Source organism: Shewanella sp. 0m-8 (genome assembly GCF_052977265.1).
Genome location: NZ_JBRIMB010000060.1, coordinates 1 through 19,419 on the forward strand (window position 1 = coordinate 1; position 19,419 = coordinate 19,419).

Annotated in this window: 15 protein-coding genes; 9 read left to right on the plus strand and 6 right to left on the minus strand. The window is 43.2% G+C overall.

Translation table 11 applies throughout. The features are described 5' to 3' along the window. Nucleotides 1–120: 120 nt before the first annotated feature. Nucleotides 121–510, minus strand: a complete 390-nt coding sequence (locus tag ACVBIO_RS19495) for an ATP-binding protein (RefSeq protein ID WP_447162588.1) — start codon at nt 508–510, stop codon at nt 121–123. Between the two features lie 10 nt (nt 511–520). Then, the gene (locus tag ACVBIO_RS19500; protein ID WP_447173225.1) at nt 521–1,750 is read right to left on the minus strand and encodes a SpoIIE family protein phosphatase; all 1,230 of its coding nucleotides are present in this window, start codon (nt 1,748–1,750) and stop codon (nt 521–523) included. 265 nt (nt 1,751–2,015) lie between these two features. Here ACVBIO_RS19500 and ACVBIO_RS19505 point away from each other — a divergent pair, with 265 nt between their 5' ends. The 5 genes from ACVBIO_RS19505 to rfbD all read left to right on the plus strand — a co-directional run bounded on the left by ACVBIO_RS19505 (nt 2,016) and on the right by rfbD (nt 10,354). Then, the gene (locus tag ACVBIO_RS19505; RefSeq protein WP_447170193.1) at nt 2,016–2,801 is read left to right on the plus strand and encodes a phosphate/phosphite/phosphonate ABC transporter substrate-binding protein; all 786 of its coding nucleotides are present in this window, start codon (nt 2,016–2,018) and stop codon (nt 2,799–2,801) included. Next, nucleotides 2,801–6,382, plus strand: coding sequence for a PAS domain S-box protein (locus ACVBIO_RS19510; protein WP_447173226.1), 3,582 nt, complete (start codon nt 2,801–2,803; stop codon nt 6,380–6,382). Before ACVBIO_RS19505 ends, ACVBIO_RS19510 begins: the two co-directional genes overlap by 1 nt. A gap of 161 nt (nt 6,383–6,543) precedes the next feature. Further along, nucleotides 6,544–8,067, plus strand: a complete 1,524-nt coding sequence (locus ACVBIO_RS19515) for a sigma-54-dependent transcriptional regulator (protein ID WP_447173227.1) — start codon at nt 6,544–6,546, stop codon at nt 8,065–8,067. Nucleotides 8,068–8,355: 288 nt separating this feature from the next. Next, nucleotides 8,356–9,108: a PHP domain-containing protein gene (locus tag ACVBIO_RS19520; protein ID WP_447162584.1), complete on the plus strand. Its 753-nt coding sequence runs from the start codon at nt 8,356–8,358 to the stop codon at nt 9,106–9,108. Beyond that, on the plus strand, nt 9,077–10,354 hold the full coding sequence (rfbD, locus tag ACVBIO_RS19525) for a dTDP-4-dehydrorhamnose reductase (protein WP_447173228.1): 1,278 nt from the start codon (nt 9,077–9,079) through the stop codon (nt 10,352–10,354). Before ACVBIO_RS19520 ends, rfbD begins: the two co-directional genes overlap by 32 nt. 221 nt (nt 10,355–10,575) lie before the next feature. Here the strand turns inward: rfbD and ACVBIO_RS19530 are convergent, their stop codons facing one another. Next, nucleotides 10,576–12,042: a capsule assembly Wzi family protein gene (locus tag ACVBIO_RS19530; RefSeq protein WP_447173229.1), complete on the minus strand. Its 1,467-nt coding sequence runs from the start codon at nt 12,040–12,042 to the stop codon at nt 10,576–10,578. Between the two features lie 406 nt (nt 12,043–12,448). Between ACVBIO_RS19530 and cysQ the strand changes: the two genes are divergently transcribed. The 4 genes from cysQ (at nt 12,449) to ACVBIO_RS19550 (ending at nt 16,606) form a co-directional block, all read left to right on the plus strand. Beyond that, nucleotides 12,449–13,270 (plus strand): 3'(2'),5'-bisphosphate nucleotidase CysQ, encoded by an 822-nt coding sequence (gene cysQ, locus ACVBIO_RS19535; protein WP_447162593.1) that lies wholly within the window; start codon nt 12,449–12,451, stop codon nt 13,268–13,270. A 310-nt stretch (nt 13,271–13,580) separates the two neighbouring features. Next, nucleotides 13,581–14,471 carry a fructokinase gene (mak, locus tag ACVBIO_RS19540; protein ID WP_447173230.1) on the plus strand — a complete coding sequence of 297 codons (891 nt, stop codon included), beginning with the start codon at nt 13,581–13,583 and terminating at the stop codon, nt 14,469–14,471. Between the two features lie 287 nt (nt 14,472–14,758). Then, entirely contained in the window at nt 14,759–15,538 is a 780-nt protein-coding gene (locus tag ACVBIO_RS19545; RefSeq protein WP_447162580.1) for a YdcF family protein, read from the plus strand. Between the two features lie 387 nt (nt 15,539–15,925). Further along, complete coding sequence (locus tag ACVBIO_RS19550; protein ID WP_447164346.1) at nt 15,926–16,606, plus strand: DUF2982 domain-containing protein; 681 nt, start codon at nt 15,926–15,928, stop codon at nt 16,604–16,606. Nucleotides 16,607–16,810: 204 nt separating this feature from the next. Here ACVBIO_RS19550 and ACVBIO_RS19555 read toward each other — a convergent pair whose 3' ends face one another. The 3 genes from ACVBIO_RS19555 to galE all read right to left on the minus strand — a co-directional run bounded on the left by ACVBIO_RS19555 (nt 16,811) and on the right by galE (nt 19,397). Continuing rightward, entirely contained in the window at nt 16,811–17,236 is a 426-nt protein-coding gene (locus tag ACVBIO_RS19555; RefSeq protein ID WP_447162675.1) for a bactofilin family protein, read from the minus strand. A 547-nt stretch (nt 17,237–17,783) separates the two neighbouring features. Further along, nucleotides 17,784–18,263: a ferredoxin-type protein NapF gene (napF, locus tag ACVBIO_RS19560; protein ID WP_447164347.1), complete on the minus strand. Its 480-nt coding sequence runs from the start codon at nt 18,261–18,263 to the stop codon at nt 17,784–17,786. Between the two features lie 114 nt (nt 18,264–18,377). Continuing rightward, complete coding sequence (gene galE / locus ACVBIO_RS19565) at nt 18,378–19,397, minus strand: UDP-glucose 4-epimerase GalE (RefSeq protein WP_447162673.1); 1,020 nt, start codon at nt 19,395–19,397, stop codon at nt 18,378–18,380. Between the last annotated feature and the right edge of the window lie 22 nt (nt 19,398–19,419).

Below are 19,419 nucleotides of genomic sequence, written 5' to 3' on the forward strand. Positions count from 1 at the left end.
TGATTATACGCCTATCCTTGACTCTTTTTAGAGTACAGTTTGATAAGCAGTTACACAAAGTTAGTTACAGTCTCAGGATCATTCCTTACACCTCATACCTGTTACCTTTCTTGCTTTACTTTAAACTGCAAGCATCAGTTGTAAGTGGGTGCCAGCAACAGTTTTTTGCATTCGTACACTGTCCATCCAGTTGTTAATTATCCATAGTCCTCGGCCTGATAGTGACTCGGCTGGCGGGCAAGTCTTTGGTGCTTCCAAGGTTTGCTGTGTAGAGTCATCGAGTAGATCGATGGTTATCTTGTGCTCGTCACAATGCAACACGATTATCATGGAGTCCAGCTCTGGGCTTGCATGCATAAATACATTTGAAACCGCTTCTAACACACAGGTGATCACCTTGAATCGTTTCGTATCGGATACCTGATTTTGCAGTAAAAATTGCTCCATCTCTCTGCTGATAGAATGGGTCGTCATGATATTGCTATTTAGATTGAACTGTAAGCTATTCATATGTATTTCCTCACATCTGAGAGCCACAATGAGCCGAGCTATTTGTGGATGAGATGAGCATGAGTGATATGTCGTCTTGTGCTTGTTTCTCTTGCCAAAGTTCTGAGCTATAGCAGAGGTAATTTAATAGTTTCTCTGCCGATAGCGATCTTGCATCACGTACATTTTTGAGTAATTTCGGTAAGCCAAAGTTGCCAAACTTACTATGGCGACATTCGTAAATACCATCGGAATAAAGCAAGAGTTGGCAGCCTTGCTCTAAGGTGAATTGTTGGCTTTGATAGTGATATTGCTTACTGATCCCAATGGGGAGTTGGCTACCAATATCTGGATCATCAATAAACTTTGCACCAGTGGGACTAACAAGAATAGGCGAGGGGTGCCCTGCATTGATTAGCTCGATGCTATCGTTTTGGGTGTTTACCATTCCGAGCAACATGGTAGCGAAGCGCCCGGACTGCTCAGGGTCGTCAAACTCTTGGTTGACCTTGTTGGCAATTTTACATAGATCAAGCGATTGCCAGATCTCCTGATGACAAGATAAGTGGTGCGCTAATGTAAAACTTAACATTGAGGCTGCAGTGCCGTGTCCGCTCACATCCAATAAATAGAAACCGATATGATGTTGACCAATGTTGAAGCATTGAAAAACATCTCCGGCGAGATCTTGAGCCGGTTTAAAAGCGGCGTTGACTCGCCATCCTGCGGTTAAATCGGTATTTTTAGGCAGTAAGGCTCGTTGTAATTGAGCGGCAGTAGAGAGATCTTGTTTTAGTTTACTTAGATAATCTTGCTCTCTTATTAACATTTGGTTCAATGCTACATTCTGGCGTTCTAACGCTTGTTGCATCTCGATAATGCGCAGCCCCGCAAGGATCCTGACTTTTAACACGCCAGTGTGAAAGGGTTTAGCGATAAAGTCATCGGCTCCAGACTCGATTCCTTCGATGATGTGTGCGTTTTGATTATTACTGGTAAGCAATATGGTATATGGCGAACAGGGCATTGATTTTATTTTCTGACACAGCTCAATACCACTGGTGGTGGGCATCATCCAGTCGGTGATAACTATATCGACATGTTCCAGCTGGATCTGTGCTATCGCTGCTTTGGCATTAGAGAAACCTTGGGCTTTAAATCCCATCGCATCGAGTAACTGCAGTAGCAAGCAACGCTCACTATCGCTGTCTTCCACAAGGATGATTTTATACTGCCTGTTAAGCTCAGAAGATAAAGGCATCGTCTTCCTCTTGGATTGAAATTGCTAGGGGTGTTACATCAAAGCAAGCTTTATGCCAGACAACCGAAAGCTATTTACCGTTAATTTTTTAGTTGGTTGGCACAAGGATTGCTGATTACTGTAAATAAGTATCTAGTTAACTAAATAGTTAGCAACTCAATGTGTTTAAAAATAGGGATATAAGTGAATGCCTGTAATGCCATTGTTTACTAAAGCTATTGTTTTATATTGGGTTATTTTTATATCTTGCTATAGCGCCATAACAATGGCTGCAGATGTAGCGCCTAGGGTGTTGACGTTTGGCGTTGTGCCACAACAGGCAGCGAGTACTTTGGCAAGAGGTTGGGCTCCGGTTTTAGCTGAGTTGTCGCAAAATGCAAAGCTTAATTTGCAATTTGCAACAGCGCCGGATATTCCCACTTTTGAAATGCGTTTAGCAAATGGTGAGTACGATATTGCTTATATGAATCCATATCATTTCACGGTATTTAACGCATCCCCTGGCTATATCGCCTTAGCAAAGGAACAAGATAAATACATCAAAGGTCTTATTGTTGTAAATAAAGACTCCAAAATAACCAAGCTTGCCGATCTTAAGGGCAAGTCACTTGCCTTTCCGGCTCCCGCAGCTTTTGCTGCGAGCGTGATTCCTCGCGCGATTTTAAAACAGCAAGGTATTGTTCATAGCACTAAGTATGTGGGGTCACATGATTCTGTATATCTTGCGGTGGCTCAGGGGCTTGTCGATGCTGGCGGAGGCGTGGGGCGTACATTTAACAATATGGATAGTGATGTCACTGAAAAGCTAAAGGTCTTATGGAGCACTCCCGGCTACACTCCTCATGCTATTGCTACCCACCCGCGAGTATCTCGAGAACTTCGACAAGTACTACTCAGTGAGTTATTAGCGCTTTCAACAACGAGCAAAGGGCGCTCACTATTAAAGGGCTTGGGTTTTAAAGGGATGGAGGCTGCAGCAAGTGGCGATTGGGATGATGTGCGTGCGTTAGCGTTAAGTGAGCTTAACGCGCCGTTAAAGGAGAACCAATAGTGTCATTTCGAATAAAGACTATTTTAGGGATCGGAATAATCGAAGGTTTGCTGTTAATGTTGCTGGTCTATACCAGTGTTGATTATTTAAAAACCTCAAACCAAACCGAAATTGAAAAGCGAGCCAGCTCTACCGCGTCACTTTTTGCTGCTGCCGCAAAAGATGCGGTGATTAGCAGTGATTTATCCACTCTCCATGTCCTTGCTAACGAGCTACTGACAACGTCTCAGGTTCTCTACGTTAATATTTATGACCAAAACCGACTCTTGGTGAGTGCCGGCAGAATGAACGGTGAGGCTAATGGCTCACTAGACAGTGGGATAGCGAATGTTGATGACGGTATTCTCGATATTGAAAGGAGCATACAAGAATCAGGCTTTAGTTATGGCAAAGTAGAATTAGGATTTGATACGGCCCAATTAGATAGTTTTATTACTGATGCTAGAACACGTTTTTTGGCTATTGCAGCCGTAGAGATGTTCTTAGTAGCCCTCTTTTCTTGGTTGTTAGGCCACTATTTAACCCGCAATTTGGCACAGCTTAAAGCTGCATCGCAGCGAGTTTTGCAGGGGGAGTCACAAGTGCAGATCCCTGTTAACAGTGATGATGAAATTGGCAAAGCCATGTTTGCATTTAATCAAATGGTCAAGAAAATAGCGGATAAAACCCAAGCGTTAGAGAGTGCAAATACTCGACTGAATACCATTTTGCAGACCGCCGTTGATGGTTTTTTTATTGTCGACCAAAAAGGGATAATAAAGGAGGTAAACCCCGCTGTTAGCCGCCTTTTCGGCTATAGCTCGTCAGATCTTATCGGCAGGAATGTGTCATTGTTAATGCCACCAAATGAACGGCAGTTTCATGATGGCTATATTCGGGATTACTTAGATGGAGGTGAAGTAACGATAATAGGCAAAGGTAGAGAGTTAATTGCACAGAAAAAAGGTGGCAGCCTTTTTTCAATTGAACTTTCAATTTCAACAATGTGTATTGACGACGAAGTGCTATTTTTGGGGCTTGTAAAGGATGTCAGTGATGTAAAGCAAGCCCAGCTTGCAGCGCAAAGGACTGAGTCGATTTTATTAGCCACATTAGAGGGAAGTAAAGACGCGCTGATCACCATTGATACCGCAGGGAAAATCCAGGAGGTGAATAATGCAGCATGTCTACTGTTTAAACTGCATACACGCCAGATGGTTGGGCAACCGATAGGGAGTACCATCTTTACTGGGGAAGAACTCCAACACTTTGAGCATTTTTTTGAGCAATACATTACGCCTGTTCAAGCTACGAGCGTTAAGCATTCAATACAGACAAAAGCGATACGTTCGGATGGTGAAATGGTTGCAATTGAACTGACACTAATTCCAGTACAACTCGGACAGGAGATGTTATTTACAGCGTTTGTTCGCGATATTTCACAACGTATTAAGTATGAGGCACAGCTTAAATTTGCCAAAGAGCAGGCGGAGTTGGGGAGTGAAGCAAAATCTCGATTTTTAGCGACCATGAGTCATGAGATCCGTAGCCCGCTCAATGCGGTATTGGGGAGTGTGGATTTATTATTGGACTCGAGTTTGAATAAAGAGCAGCGTATTTACGCCAATACAGCCAAAGAAGCTGGGACGGCATTATTGAGCACTATTAATGATATTTTGGATTTCTCTAAAATCGAAGCCGGCCAGATGGTACTGGAAGAGAGCGTATTCTCACCAGCAAAATTAGCGGCGCAAGTTCTACAGGTTTTATCGCCAAAAGCTCAAGACAAGGGGATCGCTCTCGCCAGTTTTATAAACAAAAACGTGCCAGAAACCGTACTTGGTGACGGACAAAGACTCAGGCAGGTGCTGCATAATTTAATCGACAATGCGATTAAATTCTCTTGTGGTGGCTGTGTTGCCATTGAAATGCAGCTAGCAGCCCCCGGTAATGATGAGACTCGCTTGTATTGCAAAGTCTCAGATCAAGGGATTGGTATTATTGAGGCCGCTCAAGCGACATTATTTGAAGAGTTTAGCCAAGTACATGATTCTCACAATACAAATTATAGCGGTACGGGGTTAGGTTTAGCTATTTGTGCCGAGATTATTGCACAGATGGGAGGCTGCATTGGGGTTAATAGTCAACAAGGAAAGGGGAGCTGTTTTAGTTTTGATCTGTTACTTAAGCGCGATTGCAGTGCAACCCCCGCAGTGAATATCGTATCTCCCCACTCTCGAGTGCTTTTAGTACATCCAAACGATACGTATAGTCAGTTAGTGCAAAGGCAATATAACCAGTATGGGGTGACGACCGTTTGTGTTGACAGCATTGATTGCATATTCAGCTCGTTACAGAACCAAGAACGGTTTGATCTGATTTTGATTGACGAACACTGTCTATTTGATTTGAGTGTTGCGCAGGCTAATGAGCTAAAACAGGATTATTTATGCGAACAAGGTTTGATGGCTGCATTAATGACAGTGGTTGTGCCAGAAGCTTCTAAAATCTTAAAAGAGGTTGGTGTAGAGCAGGTTATTAATAAGCCCTTGAGCCGAGACATGATGTTAGCAGCGCTAATGGGTGAGCATGAACTAGCGTCTAAGGACGTGCAGAGTAAACCGACTACCATTGCCAATAAGCAGGTACATCTGCCTATTTTACTGGCCGAGGATAGTCCGGCCAATCAGATTGTTGCCAGTGCATTATTGAGTAAAGCAGGTTTCAGAGTGGAGATTGCAAACAACGGTATTGAAGCATTGGAGATGGCTAGGCGCAAAGAGTATGGGCTTATCTTAATGGATATGAGAATGCCCGAGATGGATGGTATCGAGGCGACTCAGAAGATATTGTGTTTTAATCCTAATCAAGCCGTTGTTGCGATGACTGCGAATGTACAAAAAGAAGATGTTGAACTGTGTATGAAGGCTGGCATGAAAGACTTTGTGCCAAAGCCGGTAAATCGAGATAATTTAGTTCAGGTTGTTAATCAATGGATTGTGCCTGCTGCCGATAAGGCTATGCTTAAGTCTGTCGTCGGGGCAGAGTTAGGGGGGCAATGCGTAGTAACCTCTTCGGTGAGTGTTTCTAATAAATCGGACTCAATGGTTCAATCGAAAGTACAAAAATCGATTGAGCCAGAGCTAAAACCAGAGCTAAAACCAGAGCTAAAACCAGAGCTAAAAGTAAGCCAGCAACAAGATAAATATCAGAGCGGTAACAGCAATGAGGTGCGAATGACCATTATTGACGAGAAAACACTGGATGATCTCAACGGTATGCTAGGTGAAGAAGCCATGCAACGCATGTTTATGGTTTTTTTAACTGAAGCGCAAGATAGGCTGAACACGTTAAAAGTCATCGCATCTAGCTATAAAAGCGGTAAAGATTTTGCGTTAGCAGAAATAGACCTACAGGCACACACACTTAAAAGTAGTGCTGGCAGCTTTGGTGCATTGGCACTCTCAGAGGTGGCTAAAAACCTAGAGTTAAGTGCTAAGACAGAGGATTTACAGCAAGTTGCCACTTTACTGGATGAGGTTATCGAGGTAGGCGGACAAACGCTCAGTTTATTTCAGCAACGCTTTGGAGCAATATCTTAAGGAGGATTAACTGCTAAACTTACATATGATTAAATTTTATTAAATCTTAAGAATCAAACGCAAACGGTAAAACCCTGTTTGATTTATGTGATACCTTGTTGTTAATGATGTTGAACGACCTTTCCCCCATCTCGACTTCAATATTTATAGGCTGACTTTATATGGATATAACGAGCTCATTTACCACATTGCTAGTTGAAGACAGTATGTCGCTCGGAGCGTTATATACTGAATATCTGCGAGCAGAGGGATCGAGGGTAACTCATGTTAATCATGGGGAAGATGCCCTGAATGAACTGAAACAATGGCAACCTGATTTGTTGGTGCTCGATATTCAACTACCTGATATGTCAGGAATGGATATTTTGGAAACCGTTCAGCAAGCATATCCAGATATCACTGTCATTATGATCACCGCCCACGGCACAATTGATATTGCTGTTGATGCAATGCGTTTGGGGGCATTTGATTTTCTTGTTAAACCATTTGATGCGAAACGTTTATCAATCACCGTTAGGAACGCCTTGAAGCAGCGTCAGCTGGTCAATCTGGTGGCAAAATATGAGAGCAGTTTACCTAAACCGCACTATATGGGATTCATCGGTGAGTCACTGGCAATGCAAACGGTTTATAAAACCATAGATTGCGTTGCGAACAGTAAAGCTTCAGCGTTTATCATTGGGGAAAGCGGAACCGGTAAAGAAGTATGTGCGCATGCTATCCATAACGCGGGCAAACGCCGAGAAGGGCCTTTTGTGGCATTAAATTGTGCTTCAATTCCTAAAGATTTGATTGAAAGTGAGATTTTTGGGCACACTAAAGGGGCATTTACCGGAGCGATTGCCAATAGAGATGGCGCAGCGACCCGAGCTCATAATGGGACGTTATTTCTAGATGAGATCTGCGAGATGGATCTTGAACTACAAAGTAAGCTATTACGCTTTATTCAAACTGGCGTATTTCAGCGTGTAGGTGGCACTAAAGAAGAAAAAGTCGATGTACGCTTTGTTAGCGCAACTAATCGGGTACCCTGGGAAGAGGTTAAAGCTGGGCGCTTTAGAGAAGATCTGTTTTATCGACTGCATGTTATCCCTATCGAGCTGCCGCCATTAAGAATGCGGGGTAAAGATATCTTATTACTTGCAGCTAACTTACTTAAAGAATACAACAAGGAAGAGGGAAAGGGGTTTAAAGGCATAAGTAGTGATGCTAAGCAGTGTTTAAAGTCTTATCAATGGCCGGGTAATGTTAGGCAACTGCAAAATGTTATCAGGCAGATAGTGGTATTAAACGATAGCGAGTTGGTCGAGCTTGATATGTTACCGATACAAGTGACCACAGCCCTAGAGGCTCAGCCTGCAGAAACTTCAAAGGCTATTCAACACGCGGTTCAACAGAAGAATAGCCCCCCGGTTGGGGCGCCGCATTCAGCCCACGCCTCTTTTCTTGACGGTATTGAGCAACCAGAGTTTGTTTCTACTGAACATTTTTCAGAAAAAACGTCAGAGACAAATAGCGATGATATTGTACCGCTATGGCTCACAGAGAAGCAGACAATCGAGAATGCGATAGCCTTATGTAAGGGTAATGTGCCTAAAGCTGCGGCCTTGCTGGATATCAGCGCATCAACCATTTATCGTAAACGCCAAACATGGGATGAATTAGAAAATAGCTTAAGCCATTAAGCCATTAAGCCATTTGGGCTACTTGAAGCAAAGTAACAGCTTGTGACTTTTTTAACTCAATAAACGTTATAGACCATTAATGATTTAGACATGATGTGTTGAGCATGGATAGGTTTGAGCATGGATAGGTTTGAGCATGGATAGGTTTGAGCATATAGATAACGCGCATACTTAGCGGGCACTTATATATCAGTGAGCTTATGTTACCGATAGAGCTATCTTAACGAAAAGAGTAGACTGGCAGTCTACTCTTTTTTTGTTTGAACCTTTTGTACAGAAGAGACTGAAATGAAATATCTTGTTGATACCCATACTCATACAATTGCTTCAACCCATGCATACAGTACCTTGCAAGAATATATTGCGATGGCGAAACATAAGGGGATAAAACTATTTGCTTGTACAGATCATGGCCCTGATATGGCCGATGCGCCCCATTTTTGGCATTTTGTAAACTTGCGGGTATTACCTAGAATGGTTGATGGCGTGGGTATTTTACGAGGTATCGAAGCTAATATTAAAAATGTGGTCGGTGAAATAGACTTCTTTGGCGATTACTTACAAGAATTAGATATTGTTTTAGCTGGTTTTCATGAGCCTGTTTTTGCGCCAAGCAATAAAGAAAATCATACCACAGCATTGATTAACTGTATTAACAGTGGTCATGTTGACATCATTACTCATCCTGGAAACCCGGCGTATCCTATCGATATCAATGCAGTTGCTAAAGCTGCAGCTGAAAGTAATGTAGCGCTTGAGATTAATAACTCTTCTTTTTTAACCTCTCGAAAAGGTAGCGAGCATAATTGCTTGGCAATTGCTAAAGCGGTTAAAGACGCTGGCGGGTTGTTAGTAATGGGCTCTGACTCTCATGTGGCATACAGCTTGGGCGATTTTACACAGGCTGAGCTGATCATCGAGCAAGCTGATTTTCCTCTAGATAGGCTACTGAACCGGAGTCCTGAGGCGCTATTAGCGTTTCTATCATCACGAGGCCATGGCTCGTTAGATGAGTATTCAGTGTTACTCGAAAAATCTTGATCAAACTAAAACTAAACTAAAACCCAAACTAAAACCCAAACTAAAGTTAGAACTAGAGCTAAACCTAAATAAACCTAAAACTAAAGATAGAAGAGATTATCAAAACAAGATGCGAATTCTTATCACGGGTGCAGCTAGTCAATTAGCGCAGGCGTTATTGTCTATAGCAGAGCTTACGCAAGTGAATATTGCACAGCGCACGGCTGCTCAACAAATGTTGCAGACCTTATTGCCAGAAGTGAGTGAATGTTTAGACCCCAGCGATGCCGTGATAGGGCTTTGTCGTCAGCAGCTAGATATTTGCGATATTGATTCAATTCGCACGGCCTTTGATACTTACAAGCCTGATGTGGTGATTAATTGCGCCGCCTATAACCGTGTTGATCAGGCTGAGTTAGATATTGAAAAAGCGATGTCTGTTAATGCTAATGGCCCTAAGTTAATTGCGAGTGAGTGTCATGGCCGAAACATTTGTATGGTGCATATCTCGACCGATTTTGTGTTTGACGGTGTGCTCAAACGCCCATACGTAGAGCAAGATCCTACGGCGCCACTGTCTATCTATGGCAAGAGTAAACTCGAAGGTGAGCGCTGGGTAAGTGATATCTTAGGCTTTAAGGCTAAGGTTATTCGTACCTCCTGGCTATACAGTTGTAGGGGGCATAACTTTGTCAAAACTATGCAGGGATTGTTTAAAGTAAAAGATAAGTTAGCTGTCATTGCTGATCAATATGGCAGCCCAACCTGGTGTGAAGCATTAGCTGTAATGATTTTAAAGCTAGTAAAACAAACACAAACACAAACACAAACACTGGGCTCAAAAGTTAATATTAGCCGGCTGACCGAGAATTCAGGGGTAGGTGTGTGCAACCTGTATCATTATGCTGGTGGGGCAAGTTGTTCTTGGTTTGAGTTGGCAGGTGAAATTCAGCGGTTAACGCTCAGCTTCTCTGAGCTTGAATCTGAGCCTGAAAAAGAGCCTGAACAAGAGCCTGAATCTGGACTGGAAGTGAATATAAGGTCGTGCAAAATAGAGCCTATTAGCACATTAGCTTGGCAAGCATTGCATAAGGGGTGTATCGCCCAAAGGCCACATCAAAGCGCCTTGAGTGCACAGAAGTTATGTCAACAATTAGATATAAAGCCTGAAAGCCTACTCAGGGCTTCATGGCAAGAGCAGTTACACGCTATGATTAAGGAACAAAACTTGCGAGGTGAAGCAGGTATTAGGAAAAACAGATCCTAGGTAAGGGCAAATACGGTAACAGCTGAGACGGAAAAGTAACAGCATGAACGGGCTAGAAGGTTTAAGGGGGTTCTGTATCGCTTTTGATTTTCCTAGCAGGACGCAGTCCGTCCTCGGATCGAAGCGTCCTAGAACCTAGGGCCTTGTTTTTATTGGCTCTAGGCCGTCCTCGAAGTGAGCCCGTGAACGGCCTAGAGCCTAGAATAGAAGTTTTCTAAATACTAGAAAGTTCTTTCCCAGCCAGCGTAAATCGTTGTATCCCAGTCATGACCACCCGAAGTCACATATTGACTGTAACCAACCGTGCCACCGACTTTTAATGTTCCTTGATAGAAAGGTCTGTGATAACTGGTATCAAACTGATAAACGCGCTCGTACTCGCCTGGTGATACAGGGTTACCACCAATACCAATATTTGCATCTGTCCCGTCAGTATTGAGTCTTAACCAACGGAATTTATTGCTGATGTTTTGTCCGCCGCTCAGCTGTGTAATTCCGCCAACTACTAAGGTAGTGGCATCATTGTCATAGGTACTACCTAGACTGCGACCATAATAACGGTAACCATTTTTATAAAATCCATGCTCATATAAGCAGTTGTATGCATCAGGGTCAATACCACAAGCGACTTGTGTGTCGGAGTACTCAACAAAGACTCGGGTATTAAGGTCGGCGAAAAAGAAGTCAACACCGCCCAAGTTGGCCGAGTTGATCAGCTTATTCTTACCGTTGTGGTAGTCTTCGTGTATACGCTCGTAGTAGATACCGTATGGAATACCAAATGCCGTATCAGACCAGCGGAAATCGTAACCAGCCAACATGTTTTCTTGGCCGTTTTCAATTTCACCTTCAGTCATTCCGCCATTAAATAGGCCATCCCACCAGTCACCTAGACTGTTACCGTAACCTTCGCCACCCCACTGCATAGTCCATGAAAAACCGACTTCTAGCTTAGAAATAGGTCGTAATGTTCCGCGAGCGCCCCAATGCTTGGTGTCAGGCACGTAACGGTCACTTTCCATCTGGCTAAACGACGTCGTAAAGGTCCAAGGACCAATCCAGTTTAGCCACGGTGTGTCGAATGCTTGGCTGTTGTTACGGCTTAGCGTCATTCCTGGCATAGGTCTAGCGTTGGTAGTTTGAATAAGACCACTATCCCAACCTGGTCCCCAGTACTTTTGCTGGGCGCCAGCACTGACAATCCAATTACCTAACATGACAGCAGCAAAGCTATTATCTAAACGAGTACTGTTACCGTCGATAGGATCTAAATGATAACTTGCTGATAGACGGCCACTAAACCAATCTTTAGTGACTTCAGCTGATACTGCTGCTTCTGCTTTATCACGATAGTCTTGGCCAAAACCAATAAAGCGTGTGGTATCTGAGCCTCCAGCAAGTTCTATCTTGCTGCTCATGCCACGATGGTCATGGTCATAAGCACGACTGACTCTATCGAATGCATCGCGCTGTTGGCTAGATAGAGCTGCTTGATCGGCTTTATCCATATCTTGCTTCAAGCCTGCCCACATTAGCGGGTAGGTGGTAATTGGCTGCACAATGACACCGGTATCAGACAGCAATTGAATATCAGCTCTTAGGGGTAAGTCAGTCGGTTCAACCCACCAGGCCGCTTGCACTGAGCTGCAACCAAGCAGTAATAATCCAGATAATAATTTGAGTTTCATAGCGTTCCCTTTTATCAATGGGGCGCATTTTAGAGGAATTCACTGCAGGCAGAAAGGATTAACAAAGGTGAATCGATAAATAGACACAAAGTGTGACATATAAAGCAAAGATGGTTAAAGCCAGTTACGGTATACGGAACGTTCGCAGCCTCACTTACAGAACGCTTCGCTAACGCTTTAAAGCATAGAAGGTCCTAGGTTCTGGGAAAGGCTGGTTCTAGGTTAAAGCAAAGACGGTATAAGCTGAGACAGTAAAATCTAAAGCGGAAGGGCCGAGAGTTGCTGAGCTTGCGAACTTCCTAAAACCGATTACCATTCGCCTTAGTCTATTTTAGACATAGAATGATTATTTGGTTATTAATTTCAATCGAAAAATACTGGCATAATACGTTTATTAAGCTGACAAATTATAGAGATACAGACATTGCCTAAAATATTTGAACCACAGTGGTTAGCGTCGATTCAGGATATCGCGATAGAAGCTGGCGATGCCATTATGGCTATTTATGCTAAAGATGATCTTGGGGTGATAACGAAAGCTGATGATAGTCCGGTAACTGCTGCCGATTTGGCGAGTCATCAGGTCATTGTACAAAGATTAAAACAATTAACGCCCGATATTCCTGTTATGTCAGAAGAGTCGACTAATATCGACTGGCAAGAAAGACGACACTGGCAGTCTTATTGGCTGATTGACCCGCTAGATGGTACAAAAGAGTTTATAAAACGTAATGGTGAATTTACGGTTAATATTGCATTTATTCAAAACCATAGAGCCGTTGCTGGGGTGGTTTATGCTCCCGTGTTGGACAAATGTTTTTATGGCTCATTAGGATCCGGAGCCTGGTTGCAGCAGGCTGGTAGCACAAGGCCGTTAACTAAAGTGAGTCAGTCGACATCGGTCATACCTAGAATTGTCGGCAGTCGCTCACATGTCAGCCCAGGATTACAAGCTTACCTACAAGAGATTGGTGAGCATGAAATGACAAGTGTAGGCAGTTCACTCAAATTTTGTTTGTTAGCTGAAGGCGAAGCAGATATTTATCCCCGTTTAGGTTTAACGAGTGAGTGGGACACCGCAGCGGCTCAAGCTGTGTTAGAAAGTGCGGGTGGTAAAGTGATGCAATATGACACTGATGTCCCTCTAGATTACAATCAAAAAGAGGATATTTTGAATCCTTACTTTATTGCTTATGCCCCCCATTGGGATAAAAACAAACAGGCTTGATGAGTTGTGCCTTGGTGAACCTTATTTAAGTGAACAGTGCTTTGGCGAGAGGTGCCTAAGTGAATAGTGTCTAGTTGAGAGATGCTTAGGTGAACATGGCCTAGGCACTGCAGTATCTAGATGAGCGCTTACTAATAATATAAACATAAAAATTAGTGCGTTATTTAGATTTTTTAGAGTAAGGGATACCAATAATATATTCATTGAATGTGGTTACAGGTAGGCTCAATAGCTGCCCTATTCGTTGAAGTGATAGACCAAAATCGATTGCTAACTATGGCATAAAGACAAACATTTTGAAGGGGAAAACATGTTGCGAATAGGCGTAGATCTTGGTGGTACAAAGATAGAGGTTGTAGCACTGAGTGAGCGGGGCGAGGAGCTTTTTCGTAAACGAGTACCAACACCTCGAGAATATAACGCAACGCTCGATGCAATCGAACGTTTAGTTTTTGAGGCTGAGCAATTGCTTGGCGAAAAAGGGAGTGTGGGGGTGGGGATCCCTGGTGTGGTATCACCCTTTTCAGGTTTAGTTAAAAATGCTAATTCCACATGGATTAACGGACATCCTCTAGATATTGATCTAGGTAAACGTTTAAGCAGAGAAGTCAGAGTGGCAAATGATGCCAACTGTTTTGCAGTTTCCGAAGCTATAGATGGCGCAGCTGCCGGTAAGAGTATGGTTTTTGGAGTGATAATTGGCACCGGATGCGGCGCGGGCATTGCAATTAATGGCAAAGTGCATAGTGGTGGCAATGGGATCGGCGGCGAATGGGGCCATAATCCATTACCCTGGATGAGCGCTGAAGAATTTAATTCAACCAATTGTTTTTGCGGTAATCAAGACTGTATCGAGACGTTTATTTCAGGAACCGGCTTGGTGCGAGACTACCAGCTTTATGGTGGCTTGGCCGCAACGGGTAGTGATATTGCCCTACTTATGAGGGAGGGTGACGTGCTCGCTAGTGCGGCCTTCGAACGCTATATAGATAGACTCGCCCGCTCTCTAGCCCATGTCATCAATCTACTGGATCCTGATATCATAGTGCTAGGTGGTGGGGTATCTAACATTGATGCTATTTATCCATTACTGCCAGAATTGCTATCCAAATATGTACTCGGTGGTGAGTGTCGCACACCGGTGGTACAAAATGTCTATGGCAGTTCTTCAGGAGTGCGCGGCGCGGCTTGGTTGTGGTGATACTCGGTTGCTAAGGTTTAAGCTGATTGTCATTTTCTCTGTTTTTGTGTTGGTTATTCTGAGGTTCTAAGACTCGCAGCCTTATGTTATTGACTCGTCCGTAATATTGAGCTCTGTTTTTGGACGATAGCTGGTTTTTAGACAGAGGGAGAGTCGCGATGCGATCAACAGACGTATTTATAGATCGCGAGATACATAATGAATATCAATTAGTGCTGAATAAAATTAATGAAGAGAATAGCATGCTACACTTTTGAGACATTTCTCTTCACTAGGCAATCGTTACAATGTTTTGGTTAAAAAAGATTATCTCTCAGCTGTTTATGCCAATACCAATGGTGCTGTTGCTTATAGCACTGGCTTATTTAGTGATGCGTAACCGTCGGTCATCAAAAAACTTACTGATGATCGCAGCTATTTTGCTGATAGTGTTAAGTAGTAGCTGGGGAAGTAATTGGTTAATCGCGCCGCTAGAAGATCAATATCTGGTGAATAACCAACCTATTGGCAAAGGTTGCTTAGTGATGGTTTTAGGCAGTGGCCATGATGAAAACCCGAACTTAACCGCAGTACAGCAGCTTTCAAATACAGCCCTTGCGAGATTAACGGAGGGGGTGCGCCAGTTATCATTGGGGCGAGAGTGTAAACTGGTGGTCAGTGGCTGGAGTGGAGGACTATCTTCACGCTCACATGCCGAGATAATGTTTGATGCTGCAGTTGAATTAGGGGTTGCTCCTGAGTCCATTATTAAGTTTCCTTTAGCGCAAGATACCATCGAAGAAGCGCAATTTATGAAATGGGAAGTCGCGGAGGCACCGTTTCGTTTAGTGACTTCGGCAAGCCATATGCCAAGAGCTATGGCAATTTTTACCAATGCAAAGCTGAATGTTAGTGCTGCACCGACAGATTTTGCTCAAAGAGAGACTTACTGGTGGCGTTTTGATGCACAGAGCCTGTTAAATTCCCAGCGTGCGATTCATGAGTATATGGGATTACTGTGGTTCAAGCTTAAACATGCAAAAGAAGGGCGTAGGATCGAGGAAAAGCAGGTTCTAGGTACAAGCTGAGACGATTAGAGCTGAGACGGAATGGCCTGTAGCCTTGCGATTTACGGAACGTTCGCTGGCTCATTTACGGAAAAACACCTTAACCATTGTAGGTTGGCATTTATGCCGTCAAGTCTTTGAGAAGGTCCTAGGTGCTTGGAAAAGCAGGTCCTAGGGAAAGCAAAGACGGAAAAGTAGAATGGCCTGCGGCCTTACGATTTACGGAACGTTCGCTGGCTCATTTATGGAAAAGGACCTTAACCATAGTAGGTCGGCATTTATGCCGTCAAGTCTTTGAGAAGGTCCTAGAACTTAGAACCTAGAACCTTGTTTATAAACGGCCTCGCGCCTGATTTTATAACCTGCTAGGATCGAGTTAAGTATCCTAATGATAAGAGTATGTAGAAGTTGATAAATGAAGCTTTACTGATTAGACCCATCAATAAGCGAAATGGCCTAACACTCACGTTTTTCGGTTTATTAAGCGTTATGATCAGCTTAGGCCTTTTCTTATCTGGTAACCATCTGTTTGCACCGGGTATGGTGTTTTTTGCATTTGGCGCTATAGCCGCAGTTTTAGGAATATCTAAATTGGTTGAGCCCGAGGTGACGGTAGAGCTTACTGCGCAAGGAATAAAATATTTTCATCGGCGCGGTCAAGTTGTGATTACTTGGGATAATATTCAGCGCTTAGATCAACCTCGTGTCTTACAGGGACTTGATACGCTGACGCTACCCTATATCGGAATTAAACTAAAACGGGTGGGCCCCATTTTAGAATGTATCTCCTTGAGGTTAGCGGCGGGTTTGTTAACCGAGCAAAGGCCTCTACTGATGACGGCATCTGCTCAAGATGAAGACTTATCTACATTAGAAAATCAAATGGTAGAAGAGTTTACGCCTTTTGTTGAAGAGAATGATCGTTTTAAGGGCGTGTTGGCGATGTTTGGTCATCGTTGTCGTCTTTTAGATGCACATCTAGGTTATCACCTGTTTATCTCAACAGATACGGTAGATAGGCCTGCAAATGAGTTTTTGTTATTGCTTAGAGAGTATAAACAGAAAAGCTTAGAGCAGGATCTGCTCTAAGCTATGACATCAAGCTTTTTTGAGTGTGACAAAGGGCTGATGTGGTAAAAGCTAAGTGGTACAAAAGAGAAGCCGCACAAAGCTCAAATCTTTACAAGTCATAAATGAAACGGCTAATGCCTATGATAGCGTTAACTAAGCCTAGTTAACGCTATATCCTCGTTAACTCCCCCCTTGTTAACAGCAGCATAGTTCACGAATACATTAGTTAACGCTTAGCTCAGCATCTTCAATGTGTTCTTGCTTTGAAGATTTACTGATGCTTTGTTTAGTCTCTATATTCGATGGCAAAAAGGCGATATCGTCTTTTACGCGCATGCCGATAAACTGACCGCCTTCAAAAATCTCCATAGATTGACAGTTCACTTCACCATCAACCAGTCCAGTGCTGCTGATATTGAGTTTGTCGCATGTGAGTTTACCTCGGAAAGTACCTGAGACTCTTAGTTCGGTGCAGTGAAGCTTACCATCGATTAACCCTCCGCTTTCGATAGTAATATTGTTGCTGGAGTTGACCTTACCAAAGAGCTCGCCTGCAATGAGGGCTTCCGCCGCAAACTCTGTTTCACCCGTAAAAGTGGTACCTTGAGCAATAAATGTTAACCCGCCGCTTCTTTTTTTTCTAAACATAATGACGCCACTGTCCGTTTTAGTTGCGTAGATGTTACCTTGAAATTTAAGTGAAAAAAACCACTTAAATTTGGCGCTTATATGTCATATTTTTGGCTTCCTACTTCAGCAATAAATGGCTTCACAGAGAGGCAACTATTTCATTGACCATTCGCTTTGAAGTAGTTCACCCAAATACTGAGCGTCGCTCACTCTCTGATACTGATTGGTAATACCAATTGGATTATGTATCTGTTCATTCAATGGGAATTCAAAGCGCTGAAGGCAAGCGGGGAAGAGGGCTATAGTGGAGCGAGTAACCCCTCTGTTAATGCAGATTAAGCCATCGGTCATTAAAGCCGGTGCCTTGTGCGCTGTTTGTATAGTGATTGGTATTTTGCGCGTTCTTGGTAAACGTAGCGCTTCGTAGTCACGGAGGCTTATTGAGTTAGTTGTTTGACTTAGTTATTTGACTTGGTTATTTGACTTGGTTATTTGAATTAGTCGTTTTATTTAGCTTTATGACTTTGTTTAGGATTAGCTTTATTCATAAGCGTATGTGTTCGCGTTATAACTTTTTAACTATGATTGCTGTTGATGGGCAGGGGGCCACACAAGCACCGCATCCGTTACACGCATCTAGATCTATCTTTGGCACAGGTGCTTTTCCTATTGCTAAGGTAAAGCTAATCGCACGTGGGTCGCAGGCGTCTTTACAGCTTTGGCACCAGATCCCTTGATAGGCCATACAGCTATCTTGAATTACGGCCGTCATTTGCCAAGGTGTTGTGTCTGTAGCTTCAAAAATAGGCTCTAAGCAAGCATCAGCACATTTTTTACAAAACGTACACTCATCGATTTTAAAGTCGATTTCAGGAAAACCGCCATCACCTTTGATAATAATTTGAGTTTCACACGCGGAGATACACTTATCGCAGCGGGTACATTCATCGGTAAATTCGATTGACTGCTTGACCCAAGGAGGGCGAATCGCATTCATCTTTTTACGATTGAAAAGCCTTCTTCTGCTTTGATTAATCGTGCTCATCTTATTACTCATTTTAGAAGGTACTTAGGGAGGGCATTTGCAGGCTCACTGCGAGAGCGCTGCGCTAGATACTAGATACTAGAACCTAAGACCTAAGATCTAGGACCTAAGACCTTAGCCTTCGTTCTGATAACCATTGGGGTTACTTGACTGCCAATGCCAGCTGCTTTGTGCCATATCATCGATACTATGGGTCGCGTGCCAGTTAAGTTCTTTTTGCGCTTTTTCTGGATTTGCATAACATGCTGCAATATCTCCAGGTCTGCGCGCCACAAGTTGGTACTTAATGTGTGTGCCACTTGCTTTTTCGAAGGCTTTAACCATTTCAAGTACGCTGTAACCTTGTCCTGTTCCTAAGTTATAGGTAACAAGTCCTGACTGAGTATGCAGTTTATCTAAGGCTCTTAAGTGACCAATGGCTAAATCTACGACGTGAATATAATCTCTTACACCCGTACCATCAACGGTATCATAATCACTGCCAAATACACTTAGTTGTTCACGTTTTCCAACAGCAACCTGGCTAATAAACGGCATCAGATTGTTGGGAATGTCATTAGGATCTTCACCAATTAACCCACTCTCATGTGCGCCAACAGGGTTAAAGTATCGTAATCGAGCGATATTCCAACTGTTATCTGAGTGGTAAAGATCTGCAAGTATATGTTCCACCATTAATTTGGACTGGCCATAGGGATTCGTTGCCCCTGTAGCAAAGTCTTCGGTTATCGGCAGGCTAGCAGGATCCCCATAAACGGTGGCTGAAGAGCTAAACACTAAGTTTTTAACATTAAACTCAGCCATTACTTCACATAATACTATGGTGCCGGTGACATTATTTTCGTAGTAGCGCAGTGGTTGAGCTACTGATTCCCCCACGGCTTTTAAACCTGCGAAATGAATAACTGATTTAATCGTATGGTCAGTAAACAGTTTTTGCAGGAAGGCTCTATTCAGCACATCACCTTGATAAAATGTGACCGATTTTCCTGTGATTTGCTCGACTCTTTTTAGTGCTGTAACACTTGAGTTACTAAGATTATCTAAGATAACGACATCATTCCCATTGTTGAGTAGCTCAACAACCGTATGTGTGCCGATATAACCAGCGCCGCCGGTAACTAGAATCGTCATTTTTATAATCCTTTAATTTAGG